This window comes from Streptomyces sp. NPDC102270 (genome assembly GCF_044766405.1).
Classification (GTDB): domain Bacteria; phylum Actinomycetota; class Actinomycetes; order Streptomycetales; family Streptomycetaceae; genus Streptomyces.
This window is the reverse complement of record NZ_JBIWLX010000004.1, coordinates 391,603-406,093: the sequence shown is the minus strand read 5'-3', so window position 1 is coordinate 406,093 and position 14,491 is coordinate 391,603. Positions and strand designations below refer to the sequence as shown.

Annotated in this window: 13 protein-coding genes; 12 read left to right on the top strand and 1 reads right to left on the bottom strand. The window is 68.6% G+C overall.

What is annotated here, in order from left to right; all coding sequences use genetic code 11:
- Positions 1-63 precede the first annotated feature (63 nt).
- Positions 64-870, bottom strand: coding sequence for a C40 family peptidase (locus ACIRP7_RS09670; protein WP_352390684.1), 807 nt, complete (start codon positions 868-870; stop codon positions 64-66).
- A 734-nt stretch (positions 871-1,604) separates the two neighbouring features.
- Between ACIRP7_RS09670 and ACIRP7_RS09665 the strand changes: the two genes are divergently transcribed.
- The 12 genes from ACIRP7_RS09665 to nuoL are packed head-to-tail and all read left to right on the top strand — an operon-like array spanning position 1,605 to position 14,486.
- Positions 1,605-1,964, top strand: coding sequence for an NADH-quinone oxidoreductase subunit A (locus ACIRP7_RS09665; protein ID WP_007383963.1), 360 nt, complete (start codon positions 1,605-1,607; stop codon positions 1,962-1,964).
- Between the two features lie 14 nt (positions 1,965-1,978).
- Positions 1,979-2,533 carry an NADH-quinone oxidoreductase subunit B family protein gene (locus ACIRP7_RS09660; protein ID WP_018528252.1) on the top strand — a complete coding sequence of 185 codons (555 nt, stop codon included), beginning with the start codon at positions 1,979-1,981 and terminating at the stop codon, positions 2,531-2,533.
- Entirely contained in the window at positions 2,530-3,294 is a 765-nt protein-coding gene (locus ACIRP7_RS09655) for an NADH-quinone oxidoreductase subunit C (RefSeq protein WP_403655721.1), read from the top strand. Before ACIRP7_RS09660 ends, ACIRP7_RS09655 begins: the two co-directional genes overlap by 4 nt.
- Positions 3,291-4,613 carry an NADH-quinone oxidoreductase subunit D gene (locus tag ACIRP7_RS09650; RefSeq protein WP_398936394.1) on the top strand — a complete coding sequence of 441 codons (1,323 nt, stop codon included), beginning with the start codon at positions 3,291-3,293 and terminating at the stop codon, positions 4,611-4,613. Before ACIRP7_RS09655 ends, ACIRP7_RS09650 begins: the two co-directional genes overlap by 4 nt.
- A complete protein-coding gene (nuoE, locus tag ACIRP7_RS09645) occupies positions 4,610-5,491 on the top strand; it encodes an NADH-quinone oxidoreductase subunit NuoE (protein ID WP_403655718.1) in 882 nt (293 codons plus the stop codon). Before ACIRP7_RS09650 ends, nuoE begins: the two co-directional genes overlap by 4 nt.
- Entirely contained in the window at positions 5,491-6,840 is a 1,350-nt protein-coding gene (gene nuoF / locus ACIRP7_RS09640; RefSeq protein WP_352390680.1) for an NADH-quinone oxidoreductase subunit NuoF, read from the top strand. Before nuoE ends, nuoF begins: the two co-directional genes overlap by 1 nt.
- Entirely contained in the window at positions 6,837-9,341 is a 2,505-nt protein-coding gene (locus ACIRP7_RS09635) for an NADH-quinone oxidoreductase subunit G (RefSeq protein ID WP_403655716.1), read from the top strand. The genes nuoF and ACIRP7_RS09635 overlap by 4 nt, the downstream gene beginning before the upstream one ends.
- On the top strand, positions 9,338-10,714 hold the full coding sequence (gene nuoH, locus ACIRP7_RS09630) for an NADH-quinone oxidoreductase subunit NuoH (RefSeq protein ID WP_403655714.1): 1,377 nt from the start codon (positions 9,338-9,340) through the stop codon (positions 10,712-10,714). Before ACIRP7_RS09635 ends, nuoH begins: the two co-directional genes overlap by 4 nt.
- Positions 10,707-11,357 carry an NADH-quinone oxidoreductase subunit NuoI gene (gene nuoI / locus ACIRP7_RS09625; RefSeq protein ID WP_403655712.1) on the top strand — a complete coding sequence of 217 codons (651 nt, stop codon included), beginning with the start codon at positions 10,707-10,709 and terminating at the stop codon, positions 11,355-11,357. The genes nuoH and nuoI overlap by 8 nt, the downstream gene beginning before the upstream one ends.
- A complete protein-coding gene (locus ACIRP7_RS09620; protein WP_403655710.1) occupies positions 11,354-12,211 on the top strand; it encodes an NADH-quinone oxidoreductase subunit J in 858 nt (285 codons plus the stop codon). Before nuoI ends, ACIRP7_RS09620 begins: the two co-directional genes overlap by 4 nt.
- Complete coding sequence (gene nuoK, locus ACIRP7_RS09615) at positions 12,208-12,507, top strand: NADH-quinone oxidoreductase subunit NuoK (protein WP_003974374.1); 300 nt, start codon at positions 12,208-12,210, stop codon at positions 12,505-12,507. The genes ACIRP7_RS09620 and nuoK overlap by 4 nt, the downstream gene beginning before the upstream one ends.
- Before the next feature lie 14 nt (positions 12,508-12,521).
- Entirely contained in the window at positions 12,522-14,486 is a 1,965-nt protein-coding gene (gene nuoL, locus ACIRP7_RS09610; protein ID WP_403655708.1) for an NADH-quinone oxidoreductase subunit L, read from the top strand.
- The last annotated feature ends 5 nt before the right edge of the window (positions 14,487-14,491 follow it).

Below are 14,491 nucleotides of genomic sequence, written 5' to 3'. Positions count from 1 at the left end.
GGAGGAAGCACCAGCAGGGCCGCAGCCCCCGAGCGGCTGCGGCCCTGCCAAGCTGCTACCGGGTCAGAGAACCCGCACCGCTCCGGTCGGCGGGTCGTAGGACAGCGGCTTCTCGGCGACACCCGTCGAGGGGTTCTGCGCGCCGACGAACATGCCGTCACCGACGTACACCGCCACGTGGTACGCGCTGCCCGCGCCGCCCCAGTACAGGATGTCGCCCGGCTGGAGGTTGCTCAGCGAGACCTGGGTGCCCGCGGTCGACTGGTCCTGCGAGACGCGCGGCAGGTCGATGCCGACCTGGCTGAACGCCGCCTGCACGAGGCCGGAGCAGTCCCAGGAGTTGGGGCCGGTGCCGCCGGAGACGTAGGCGTCACCGACCTGTGCCTTCACGAAGGCGATGACGGCCGCGGCCGAACCGGTGGCCGTGGACGAGCTCGTAGAGACACTGGCGCTCGCCGAGGCGGACAGGGTGGCCCGCTGGGAGCTGCGCGAGGCGGCCTCCTCAGCGGCGGCCCTGCGAGCCTCCTCGGCCTTCTTCTTCGCCTCCGCCTTCTTCTTGGCCTCCGCGAGGTCCGCCTTGGCCTGCTTCGCGGCCTTTGCGGCGGCCGCGTCACGCTCGGCCTGCAGCTGGTAGTTGGCGGCAGCCTGCTGCATCGCGTCGGCGGACTCGGCGACCTGGCTGCCCAGGTCGGCCGACAGGGTGGGCAGTTCGAGGGTCTGCGTCGTCGACTCGGCGGCGAACGCCGAAGCCGACGCGCCCGCCGCTGCCATGCTGAGCACACCACCGGCGACTCCGGCGCGCACGGCGATCGAAGTCGTCGCGCTGCGGCGGGGTTTCCGGTGGCTGCGTATGTGAGCGGTGTGGGACATGAGACCAACTGGTATCAGGGGCTCCTCCATACCTTCAAGAAACGTGTGCTGCGCCACAGTTGTTCAATCGGCGGCCCGAATACCTGGTGTGCCGCTCTTTATTGACGCCGTAACGGACATTGCGGACTCTGATGATCATGGCTGTGATCATGGACTTTCGCTGTTACGCCCGAATTGCCCCGCGGCTACCATCCGTTGGGGCCGATGGCCAAGCCCCCTTCTTATGGATCTCTCATGCATGTGGCGGAGGTCACGCAACGGTTACGGCGGACGCTGCGTCCGGAGCCGATCGGCGCTCGTGAATGTGTGCACGCGTCCACACCCGTCCTCGCGCTTCCCTCTGATGTGTGAACGCGGCCCCCTACCAAGCGGCCCCGTCCAGCGCCAATTTGCATGCAGCGGAAGTCTCTTGATATTGAGACGCCTTTCCCGACCTGCGCCGACAAGCGCAAATGTCACCTCTGGTGATCACTCGGACGCTTCTCGTATGAAGATCACCGCTGATCCGACTTCATGATCCTTCGTCTGGTGGTGGAGATCACAAAGCTTGTGCAATACCCCGTGTCGCAGATCACAGACCGGCAGGCATAAGATGCGGGTCAGTTGGGCTTGTGACCTGCTTCACATGTTCGCGATCTTCGTTGAGACAGACGGAGGTCGGAGGGACGTATGAGTCGGGTGTGAGTCCGATGCCATCGCCAGCAGTCAGTGCCGACTGAGAGGAGCGAGGAGCGGTGAACGCTTATGCGCCCATCCTCGTACTGGGAGCCCTCGGGGCAGGCTTTGCGATCTTCTCCGTGGTCATGGCCACGCTGATCGGTCCGAAGCGGTACAACCGGGCCAAGCTCGAGGCCTACGAGTGCGGGATCGAGCCGACCCCCACGCCGGCCGGCGGCGGGCGCTTCCCCATCAAGTACTACCTGACGGCGATGCTCTTCATCGTCTTCGACATCGAGATCGTCTTCCTCTACCCCTGGGCCGTCACCTTCGACGCCCTGGGTGTTTTCGGGCTCGTGGAGATGCTGCTCTTCGTGCTCACCGTCTTCGTCGCGTACGCGTACGTATGGCGGCGCGGCGGCCTGGAATGGGACTGAGGGGCCTTTAACTCATGGGACTCGAAGAAAAGCTGCCGAGCGGCTTCCTGCTGACCACCGTCGAGCAGGCCGCGGGCTGGGTGCGTAAGTCGTCCGTCTTCCCGGCCACCTTCGGCCTGGCCTGCTGTGCCATCGAGATGATGACCACCGGCGCCGGACGCTACGACCTGGCCCGCTTCGGCATGGAGGTCTTCCGCGGCTCACCCCGCCAGGCGGACCTCATGATCGTCGCCGGCCGGGTCAGCCAGAAGATGGCGCCGGTGCTCAGGCAGGTCTACGACCAGATGCCGAACCCCAAGTGGGTCATCTCCATGGGGGTCTGCGCCTCCTCGGGCGGCATGTTCAACAACTACGCGATCGTGCAGGGCGTCGACCACATCGTCCCGGTCGACATCTATCTGCCCGGCTGCCCGCCACGGCCGGAGATGCTGATGGACGCGATTCTCAAGCTCCACCAGAAGATCCAGTCCTCCAAGCTCGGCGTGAACGCCGAGGAGGCGGCCCGTGAGGCGGAAGAGGCGGCGCTCAAGGCCCTGCCCACGATCGAGATGAAGGGGCTGCTGCGGTGAGCGACGCGAACGGCGCCAACGGCGTCAACAGGTCCGGGGAAGGGGTGAACCCGGAGAAGGACCTCACCGCCTCCAACCTCCCCGGCCAGCGCGGTGACGGCGGTGAGGAGATCCGCGTCCAGCGCGGCATGTTCGGCGCCGACAACGGCGGCGACACCTCCGGCTACGGCGGCCTGGTCCGCTCGATCCGCCTGCCCGGACCGGCGACCCGCCCCTACGGCGGCTGGTTCGACGAGGTCGCCGACGAACTCGAAGGCGCTCTGGAGGAGCAGGGACTGCTCCCCGGCAACGCGATCGAGAGGACGGTCGTCGACCGCGGGGAGATCACCTTCCACATCGAGCGCGAGCACCTGCTGCGCGTCGCCCGCACCCTGCGCGACGACCCGGCCCTGCGCTTCGAGCTCTGCACCGGCGTCAGCGGGGTCCACTACCTCCACGACAAGGGCCGCGAACTGCACGCCGTCTACCACCTGCGCTCGATCACCCACAACCGGCTGCTCCGCCTGGAGGTCAGCGCGCCGGACGCCGACCCGCACATCCCGTCCCTGGTCTCGGTGTATCCGACCAACGACTGGCACGAGCGCGAGACCTACGACTTCTTCGGGATCGTCTTCGACGGCCACCCGGCCCTGACGCGGATCATGATGCCGGACGACTGGCAGGGCCACCCGCAGCGCAAGGACTATCCCCTCGGCGGCATCCCCGTCGAGTACAAGGGCGCCCAGATCCCGGCTCCGGACCAGCGGAGGTCGTACTCATGAGCACACAGCACGCCACTCCGCGCGAGACCACCGAGGGCACCGTCTACACGGTCACCGGTGGCGACTGGGACGAGGTCGTCCAGTCCGCGGCCCGCGCCGACGACGAACGCATCGTCGTCAACATGGGGCCCCAGCACCCCTCCACCCACGGGGTGCTCCGCCTGATCCTGGAGATCGACGGCGAGACGGTCACCGAGGCCCGCTGCGGCATCGGCTACCTGCACACCGGCATCGAGAAGAACCTCGAGTTCCGCACGTGGACCCAGGGCACCACGTTCGTGACGCGCATGGACTACCTGACGTCCTTCTTCAACGAGACCGCCTACTGCCTCGCCGTCGAGAAACTCCTCGGCATCGAGGACCAGATCACCGACCGGGCCACGATCATCCGGGTGCTCCTGATGGAGCTGAACCGGCTCTCCTCGCACCTGGTGTGCATCGCCACCGGCGGCATGGAACTCGGTGCCACCACGATCATGATCTACGGATTCCGTGATCGTGAAATGATTCTCGACATCTACGAGCTCATCACGGGCCTCAGGATGAACCACGCGTACATCCGCCCCGGCGGACTCGCGCAGGACCTGCCGCCCGGCGCGGTGGACCACATCCGCGAGTTCGTGAAGAAGATGAAGAAGAACCTCCCGGAGTACGACAAGCTCGCCACCGGGAACCCCATCTTCAAGGCCCGTATGCAGGACGTCGGCTATCTGGACCTGGCGGGCTGCATGGCCCTCGGCGCCACCGGCCCCATCCTGCGCTCCACCGGCCTGCCGCACGACCTGCGCAAGGCACAGCCCTACTGCGGCTACGAGACCTACGAGTTCGACATCCCGACCGCCGACACCTGTGACTCCTACGGCCGCTTCCTGATCCGCCTGGAGGAGATGCGCCAGTCGCTCAGGATCGTCGAGCAGTGCCTGGACCGGCTCCAGCCCGGTCCGGTCATGGTCGCCGACAAGAAGATCGCCTGGCCCGCCCAGCTCGCCCTGGGCCCCGACGGGCTCGGCAACTCCCTCGACCACATCAAGAAGATCATGGGCACCTCCATGGAGGCCCTGATCCACCACTTCAAGCTGGTCACCGAGGGCTTCCGCGTCCCGCCGGGACAGACGTACGCGGCCGTCGAGTCGCCCAAGGGCGAGCTCGGGGTGCACGCCGTGTCCGACGGCGGCACCCGTCCCTTCCGGGTCCACTTCCGCGACCCGTCCTTCACCAACCTTCAGGCCATGGCGGCGATGTGCGAGGGCGGCCAGGTCGCCGACGTCATCGTCGCTGTCGCGTCCATCGACCCCGTGATGGGAGGCGTCGACCGGTGACCACCAGTTCTTCCGAGCGGGGCGTCAGCCTGGGCATGCCCGAACTGCCCGCACCCGCTTACCCGGACGACGTCCGAGCCCGCCTGGAGACGGACGCGCGCGAGATCATCGCCCGCTACCCGGACTCCCGCTCGGCGCTCCTGCCGTTGCTGCATCTCGTGCAGGCGGAGGAGGGGCACGTCACGCGCACCGGGATGCAGTTCTGCGCGGACGTGCTGGAGCTGACCACGGCCGAGGTCACCGCGGTGGCCACCTTCTACACCATGTACCGGCGCAAGCCCTCGGGCGACTACCAGGTGGGGGTCTGCACCAACACCCTGTGCGCGGTGATGGGCGGCGACGAGATCTTCTCGGAGCTCCAGGAGCACCTGGGCGTCGGCAACGGCGAGACCACCGACGACGGCAAGGTCACCCTGGAGCACATCGAGTGCAACGCGGCCTGCGACTTCGCGCCGGTCGTGATGGTCAACTGGGAGTTCTTCGACAACCAGACCCCGGCCACCGCCAAGCGGCTCGTCGACGACCTGCGCGAGGGGCGTCCGGTCGAGCCCACGCGCGGGGCGCCGCTGTGCACCTTCAAGGAGACCGCGCGGATCCTCGCCGGCTTCCCCGACGAGCGGCCAGGAGCCGTCGAGGCAAGCGGCGGGGCCGGACCCGCGTCGCTGGTGGGCCTCCGCCTGGCCAGGGGAGAGGCCGCACCCGCGCGCGTGGTCCATCCGCGCGAAGGAGCATCGCAGGGCCGCGACGGCGCACCGCAGGACCGGGGCGCCCACGAGCCGTCCCCGTCGGAGCACCTGAGCTCACATGACGCGCCACAGGACACGTCGGCCTCCGACCCGGCCCACCCGGCCGGGCCCGCCGCCGAGGAGGGGGAGTGATGACCTTGGCACCCGAACTGAAAGACACCAGCCCGGAGAAGCTGCTCGCACCCGTGCTGTCGGCCTTCTGGGACGAGGACAAGTCCTGGACGCTGGATGTCTACAAGAGGCACGAGGGCTACGAGGGACTCCGCAAGGCGCTCGCGATGTCGCCGGACGACCTGATCGCGTACGTCAAGGACTCCGGGCTGCGCGGCCGCGGCGGCGCCGGATTCCCCACCGGAATGAAATGGCAGTTCATTCCGCAGGGAGATGGAAAGCCGCACTATCTAGTTGTCAACGCCGACGAGTCGGAGCCCGGGACGTGCAAGGACATCCCGCTCCTCTTCGCGAACCCGCACAGCCTCATCGAGGGCATGATCATCGCGTGTTACGCCATCAGGTCTTCGCATGCCTTCATCTATCTGCGTGGTGAAGTCGTCCCCGTGCTGCGGCGGTTGCACTCGGCCGTGAGCGAGGCCTACGCGGCCGGCTACCTCGGACAGAACATCCTGGGCAGCGGCCTCGATCTCGACATCACCGTGCACGCGGGCGCCGGCGCGTACATCTGCGGTGAGGAGACCGCACTGCTCGACTCGCTCGAAGGCCGCCGTGGCCAACCGCGGCTCCGTCCCCCCTTCCCTGCGGTCGCGGGCCTCTACGCCTGCCCGACTGTTGTGAACAACGTGGAGTCGATCGCCTCGGTTCCCGCGATTCTCCAAAGGGGGAAAGACTGGTTCAGGTCGATGGGCAGCGAGAAGTCCCCGGGCTTCACGCTGTACTCGCTCAGCGGCCACGTCGCCAGCCCCGGCCAGTACGAGGCCCCGCTCGGCGTCACCCTGCGGCAGCTCCTGGAGATGAGCGGCGGGATGCGGCCGGGCCACCGGCTGAAGTTCTGGACGCCGGGCGGCTCCTCGACACCGATGTTCACCGACGAACACCTCGACGTCCCCCTCGACTACGAGGGCGTCGGCGCCGCCGGCTCGATGCTCGGCACCAAGGCCCTGCAGTGCTTCGACGAGACGACCTGCGTCGTGCGCGCCGTCACCCGCTGGACCGAGTTCTACGCCCACGAGTCCTGCGGCAAGTGCACCCCGTGCCGTGAAGGCACGTACTGGCTGGTGCAGTTGCTGCGCGACATCGAGGCCGGCAAGGGCGTGATGTCCGACCTCGACAAGCTCAATGACATCGCCGACAACATCAACGGCAAGTCGTTCTGCGCCCTCGGCGACGGCGCCGCCTCGCCGATCTTCTCCTCGCTCAAGTACTTCCGCGAGGAGTACGAACAGCACATCACGGGCCGCGGCTGCCCCTTCGACCCGGCCAAGTCCACGGTCTGGGCCGACTCCCGCACGGAGGTGAACGCATGACGGTGACCACGAGCACTCCCTCGGGAGGGGGAGAGACGGCGGTCCCGCCGGAGGATCTCGTCTCGCTGACCATCGACGGCGTGGAGATCAGCGTGCCCAAGGGCACTCTGGTCATCCGGGCCGCCGAACAGCTCGGCATCGAGATCCCCCGGTTCTGCGACCACCCCCTCCTCGACCCGGCCGGCGCCTGCCGCCAGTGCATCGTCGAGGTCGAGGGCCAGCGCAAGCCGATGGCCTCCTGCACCATCACCTGCACCGACGGGATGGTGGTGAAGACCCACCTCACCTCGCCGGTCGCCGAGAAGGCCCAGCACGGTGTGATGGAGCTCCTCCTCATCAACCACCCGCTGGACTGCCCGGTCTGCGACAAGGGCGGCGAGTGCCCCCTGCAGAACCAGGCGATGTCCCACGGCCAGGCCGAATCCCGCTTCGAGGGCAAGAAGCGGACCTACGAGAAGCCCGTCCCCATCTCCACCCAGGTGCTGCTCGACCGCGAGCGGTGCGTGCTGTGCGCCCGCTGCACCCGCTTCTCCAACCAGGTCGCGGGCGACCCCATGATCGAACTGATCGAGCGGGGCGCGCTCCAGCAGGTCGGCACCGGCGAGGGCGACCCCTTCGAGTCGTACTTCTCCGGCAACACCATCCAGATCTGCCCGGTCGGCGCGCTCACCTCGGCGGCGTACCGATTCCGTTCCCGCCCCTTCGACCTCGTGTCCTCCCCGAGCGTGTGCGAGCACTGCTCCGGCGGCTGCGCCACCCGCACCGACCACCGGCGCGGCAAGATCATGCGCAAGCTCGCGGCCAACGATCCCGAGGTCAACGAGGAGTGGATCTGCGACAAGGGGCGCTTCGCCTTCCGGTACACGCAGCAGCGGGACCGGCTGGAGCACCCGCTGGTGCGCAACCCCGAGGGCGAGCTGGTGCCGGCGTCCTGGCCGGAGGCGCTCCAGATCGCGGCCCAGGGGCTGCTCGCCTCGCGCGGCCGGGCCGGTGTCCTCACCGGCGGCCGCCTCACCATCGAGGACGCCTACGCGTACAGCAAGTTCGCGCGTGTGGCGCTCGACACCAACGACATCGACTTCCGCGCACGCGTGCACAGCAGCGAGGAGGCCGACTTCCTGGCCGCGCGGGTCGCGGGCCGCGGCCGTGACCTCGACGGTACGGGCGTCACGTACTCCGCTCTGGAGCAGGCACCGGCGGTCCTGCTGGTCGGGTTCGAGGCCGAGGAGGAGGCGCCCGGCGTCTTCCTGAGGCTGCGCAAGGCATGGCGCAAGCACGGTCAGAAGGTCTTCTCGCTCGCCACGTACGCCACGCGCGGTCTGGAGAAGGCGGGCGGCACACTGCTGCCCGCCGCCCCCGGCACCGAGACCGAGTGGCTGGACGCGCTGGCCGGCGGAGCCGGTCTGGAGGGTGACGGCAGCAGGGCCGGCGAGGCGCTGCGCACCGCGGGCGCGGTGATCGTCGTCGGCGAGCGGCTGGCCGCCGTGGAGGGCGGACTGACCGCCGCCGTACGGGCCGCCTCCGCGACCGGCGCGCAGCTGGTGTGGATCCCGCGGCGGGCCGGAGAGCGCGGTGCCGTCGAGGCGGGCGCGCTGCCGTCGCTGCTGCCGGGCGGGCGTCCGGCCACCGACCCACGCGCGCGTGAGGAGGTCGCCTCGGTCTGGGGAGTGGCCGAACTCCCGCACCGCTACGGCCGGGACACCGGTCAGATCGTCGAGGCCGCGCTGTCCGGCGAACTCCAGGCCCTGGTGGTCGCGGGCGTCGAGATCGCCGACCTGCCCGATCCGGCACGCGCGCGTGAAGCGCTCCAGGAGGTCGGGTTCGTGGTGTCGCTGGAACTGCGGCCCGGTGAGGTCACCGAGCACGCGGACGTCGTCCTGCCGGTGGCCGCGGTCGCCGAGAAGGCCGGCACCTTCCTCAACTGGGAGGGCAGGGTGCGCTTCTTCGAGGCCGCCCTCAAGCCCGACCAGATGACCCGCCACCTCGCGCCCACCGACGCACGGGTGCTGCAGATGCTGGCCGACGCCATGGACGTACACCTGGGCCTGCCGGATCTGCGCACCGCGCGCGCGGAGATCGACCGGCTCGGCCCCTGGGACGGACCGCGCGGCACCGAATCCTTCGGGACCGCGGCCCAGTTGCCGCGGCCCGCCGCCGGCGAGGCCGTCCTGGCCGGACACCGGCTGCTGCTCGACCAGGGTCTCCTCCAGCAGGGCGACGAGGCGCTCGCCGGGACCCGGCACGCGGCACGCGCGCGTGTGTCGGCCGCGACGGCCGCCGAGGTGGGCGTCAAGGAGGGCGACCTCCTCGCCGTGACCGGCAAGACCGGAGTCGTCGAACTGCCGCTGCAGATCACCGCGATGCCCGACCGCGTGGTCTGGCTCCCGCTGAACTCCACGGGCCGGGGCGTCGCCTCCGACGCCGGGGTGCGTCCCGGCTCCCTCGTCCGCATCGGCCCGGCGACGCTCGCGGCCGAAGCTCCCAAGGAGGTGGAGGCATGAGCCGGTACCTCGCCGCGGAAGACCTCTCGATGTTCGGCACCGACCCCTGGTGGCTCGTCGTCATCAAGGCCGTCTTCTGCTTCGCCTTCCTGATGCTGACCGTGCTGTTCTCCATCGTGTGGGAGCGCAAGGTCGTCGCCTGGATGCAGCTGCGCATCGGCCCCAACCGGCACGGCCCCTGGGGCATGCTCCAGTCGCTCGCCGACGGCATCAAGCTGATGCTGAAGGAAGACGTCATCGTCAAGCGCGCGGACAAGGTGGTGTACATCCTCGCGCCGATCGTCGCGGCCATCCCGGCCTTCATGGCGATCGCGGTGATCCCCTTCGGACCGTCCGACAACGAGGTCTCGATCTTCGGCCACCGCACCGCGATGCAGCTCACCGACCTGCCGATCGCGATGCTCTACATCCTCGCGGTCGCCTCGGTCGGCATCTACGGCATCGTCCTGGCGGGCTGGAGCTCCGGATCGACGTATCCGCTGCTCGGCGGCTTGCGCTCCTGCGCGCAGATGATCTCGTACGAGATCGCCATGGGCGCCGCCTTCGCCTCGGTGTTCCTCTACTCCGGGTCGATGTCCACCTCGGCGATCGTCGAGGCCCAGCAGGACCGCTGGTACATCGTCCTGCTGCCCGTCTCCTTCATCATCTACGTCATCACCATGGTCGGCGAGACCAACCGCGCCCCCTTCGACATGCCGGAGTCCGAGGGCGACCTCGTCGGCGGCTTCAACACCGAGTACTCGTCGATCAAGTTCGCGCTGTTCATGCTCGCCGAGTACGTGAACATGGTGACGGTCTCGGCCGTGACGACCACGCTCTTCCTCGGCGGCTGGCGGGCCCCCTGGCCCATCAGCACCTTCTGGGAGGGCGCCAACCACGGCTGGTGGCCGCTCCTCTGGTTCGTGATCAAGGTGCAGCTGCTGCTGTTCTTCTTCATCTGGCTGCGCGGCACGCTCCCGCGGGTCCGCTACGACCAGCTGATGAAGCTCGGCTGGAAGGTCCTCATCCCGGTCTCCGTGGTGTGGCTGATGCTCGTCGCGACCGTGCGGACCCTGCGCAACGAGAACTACGACTTCGCCGACATCGCCCTCTACGTGGGCGGCGGAGTCCTGGTCCTGCTGCTGCTCTCCTTCGTCGCCGACATGTTCCGCGAGAAGTCGAAGGCGGCCGCGCAGCCCGCCGAACAGTCGGCCGGATTCGACCCGATGGCGGGCGGATTCCCCGTCCCGCCGCTGCCCGGACAGGAGTTGCCGCCGGTGCCCAGGCGCCGCTCGCGCCAGGAGCGGGAGCTGATTGTCAGTGGCGGGCCCGATACTCAGAGTGACGGACCGCTGAGTGGTTCTACGGATGGAAAGGAGGCGTCCGATGGCTGAGGAGCCGAAGGAGACCGAGCAGTTGAAGCCTGGCTTCATGAACCCCGTGGCCGGCTTCGGTGTGACCTTCAAGGCCATGTTCAAGAAGCGGCTGACCGAGCAGTACCCGGAGCAGAAGAAGACCACCGCTCCACGGTTCCACGGACGGCACCAGCTCAACCGCCATCCGGACGGCCTGGAGAAGTGCGTCGGCTGCGAGCTGTGCGCCTGGGCCTGCCCCGCCGACGCCATCTATGTGGAGGGCGCCGACAACACCGACGAGGAGCGCTACTCGCCGGGCGAGCGGTACGGCCGCGTCTACCAGATCAACTACGCCCGCTGCATCCTGTGCGGGCTGTGCATCGAGGCGTGCCCCACACGCGCGCTGACGATGACCAACGAGTTCGAGCTGGCCGACTCCAGCCGCGCCAACCTCATCTACACCAAGGAGCAGCTGCTCGCCGGCCTCGAAGAGAACATGGTCGACTCGCCTCACGCCATCTACCCCGGCATGGACGAGCAGGACTACTACCGGGGCCTGGTCACGGAGGCCGCGCCCGGCACCGTGCCCCAGGTGGCCGTCTCCAAGGGCGAGGTGGTCCAGGAGGCCGACTCCACCTTCGGTGAGGACGAGCCGGCGTCGAAGAAGGTGATCGGGCGATGACCGCACCACTCCAGCTCGCCGCCACCGCCACTCTGGCCGCCGGCACCTCCACCGGCGAGGCCTTCCAGTTCTGGGTCCTCGGCACCGTCGCCGTGATCGGCGCCCTGTGCACCGTCTTCATGAAGAAGGCCGTGCACAGCGCGCTCTGTCTCGCCGGCACCATGATCATCCTGGCGGTGTTCTACCTCGCCAACGGCGCCTACTTCCTCGGCGTCGTCCAGATCGTCGTCTACACCGGCGCGATCATGATGCTGTTCCTGTTCGTGGTGATGCTCGTCGGCGTGACCGCGGCGGACTCCCTCACGGAGACCATCAAGGGCCAGCGCTGGCTGGCCCTGATCTGCGGGCTCGGCTTCGGCATCCTGCTGTTCGCCGGCATCGGCAACGCCTCCCTCAAGCAGTTCAACGGCCTCGCCCAGGCCAACGCGGGCGGCAATGTGGAGGGCCTGGCGACCCTCATCTTCACCAAGTACGTCTTCGCCTTCGAAATCACCGGCGCCCTGCTGATCACGGCCGCCGTCGGCGCCATGGTGCTCACCCACCGCGAGCGCACCGAGCGCGCCCTGACCCAGCGCGAGATGGCCGAGAAGCGCGTCCGCGAAGGCAAGCACGTGCCGCCGCTGCCCGCCCCCGGTGTCTACGCCCGGCACAACGCGGTGGACATCGCGGGCCTGCTGCCCGACGGCACCCCGTCCGAGCTCACGGTCAGCAAGACACTGCGCGACCGCGGCCAGATCAGGGACGTGTCCGCCGAAGCGCTGGGCGACCTCAAGGCGCTCGAGCAGCGCGCGGAGGAACGCCTGGAGCGGACCGAGATCGAACCGGCCACCTTCAAGAGGGAGGCGTCGAAGTGAACCCCGTCAACTACCTCTACCTCGCCGCCCTGTTGTTCACGATCGGCGCCACCGGCGTGCTGATCAGGCGCAACGCCATCGTCGTGTTCATGTGCATCGAGCTCATGCTCAACGCCTGCAACCTCGCGTTCGTCGCCTTCTCCCGGATGCACGGCAACCTCGACGGCCAGATCATCGCCTTCTTCACGATGGTCGTCGCCGCCGCGGAGGTCGTGGTCGGGCTCGCGATCATCGTGTCGCTGTTCCGTTCCCGCCACTCGGCCTCGGTCGACGACGCCAGCCTGATGAAGCTGTAAGGGGTCGCTGAATCGTGGAGAATCTGATCGCGCTGCTGATCGCGGCGCCTCTGCTCGGAGCGGCGGTCCTGCTCACCGGCGGCCGGCGGCTGGACGCCGTCGGCCACTGGATCGGCACCATCCTCGCCGGCGCCTCCTTCGTGTTCGGCGCCATCCTCTTCGCCGACCTGCTCGGCAAGGACGCCGAGCACCGCACGCTCACCCAGCACCTGTTCAGCTGGGTGCCGGTCGAGGGCTTCCAGGCGGACGTCGCCTTCCGCCTCGACCAGCTGTCGATGACGTTCGTGCTGCTGATCACGGGCGTCGGCTCGCTGATCCACCTGTACTCGATCGGGTACATGGAGCACGACGAGCGGCGCCGCCGCTTCTTCGGCTATCTGAACCTGTTCCTCGCGGCGATGCTCCTGCTCGTCCTCGCCGACAACTACCTGCTGCTGTACGTCGGCTGGGAGGGCGTCGGTCTCGCCTCCTACCTGCTGATCGGCTTCTGGCAGCACAAGCCCAGCGCGGCCACCGCGGCGAAGAAGGCCTTCCTGGTCAACCGCGTCGGCGACATGGGCCTGTCGATCGCGATCATGCTGATGTTCACGACGTTCGGCACCTTCGCCTTCGGTCCGGTCCTCGGCAGCCACGAGAAGCCCGGGCTCGTCGAGGGCGCCTCCGAGGCCACACTCACCGGCATCGCCCTGATGCTGCTGCTCGCCGCCTGCGGCAAGTCCGCCCAGGTGCCGCTGCAGTCCTGGCTCGGGGACGCGATGGAGGGCCCGACCCCGGTCTCGGCCCTCATCCACGCGGCGACCATGGTGACCGCGGGCGTCTACCTGATCGTCCGCTCCGCCAACATCTTCAACCTCGCCCCCGACGCCCAGCTGGTCGTCACCGTCGTCGGTGCCGTCACGCTCCTGTTCGGTGCGATCGTCGGTTGCGCGAAGGACGACATCAAGAAGGCCCTCGCGGGCTCGACGATGTCGCAGATCGGCTACATGGTCCTCGCCGCGGGCCTCGGCCCCATCGGCTACGTCTTCGCGATCATGCACCTGGTGACGCACGGCTTCTTCAAGGCCGGGCTCTTCCTCGGCGCGGGTTCGGTCATGCACGGCATGAACGACGAGGTCGACATGCGGAAGTACGGCGGCCTGCGCACGTACATGCCGATCACCTTCGTCACCTTCGGCCTCGGCTACCTGGCCATCATCGGCTTCCCGGGCCTGTCGGGATTCTTCTCCAAGGACAAGATCATCGAGGCGGCCTTCGCCAAGGGCGGCACCGAGGGCTGGATCCTCGGCGGCGCGGCCCTGCTGGGCGCGGCCATCACCGCCTTCTACATGACGCGCGTGATGCTGATGACGTTCTTCGGAGAGGAGCGCTGGAAGAACCAGCCCACCCGCTCCCCGGAGGCCCCGAGCGCCGAGCCCGCCGCCGAGCACCACGGTGAGCACGCTGAACCACACCCGCACGAGTCCCCCAAGTCCATGACGATCCCGATGATCGTGCTGGCCTTCGGATCGGTCTTCGCGGGCGGCTTCTTCAGCATCGGCGACCGCTTCCTGCACTGGCTGGAGCCGGTTACCGGGCACAGCGAGGGCGACTCCCCGCTCAGCGCGGCCACCGTCACCGGCGCCACCATGGTGTGCCTGCTGATCGGCGTCGCCCTCGCCTGGGCCCAGTACGGCCGCAAACCCGTCCCGGTCGTCGCCCCGCGCGGGTCGCTGCTCACCCGGGCCGCCCGCCGCGACCTGCTCCAGGACGACTTCAACCACGTCGTCCTGGTCCGTGGCGGAGAGCACCTCACGCGCTCCCTGGTCTACGTCGACCACACCCTGGTCGACGGCGTGGTCAACGGCACGGCGGCCTCGGTCGGCGGCCTCTCCGGGCGGATGCGCAAGCTGCAGAACGGCTACGCGCGGTCGTACGCGGTCTCGATGTTCGGCGGCGCGGCGATCCTCGTCGCCGCGACCCTGCTGATGAGGGCGGTCTGATACCG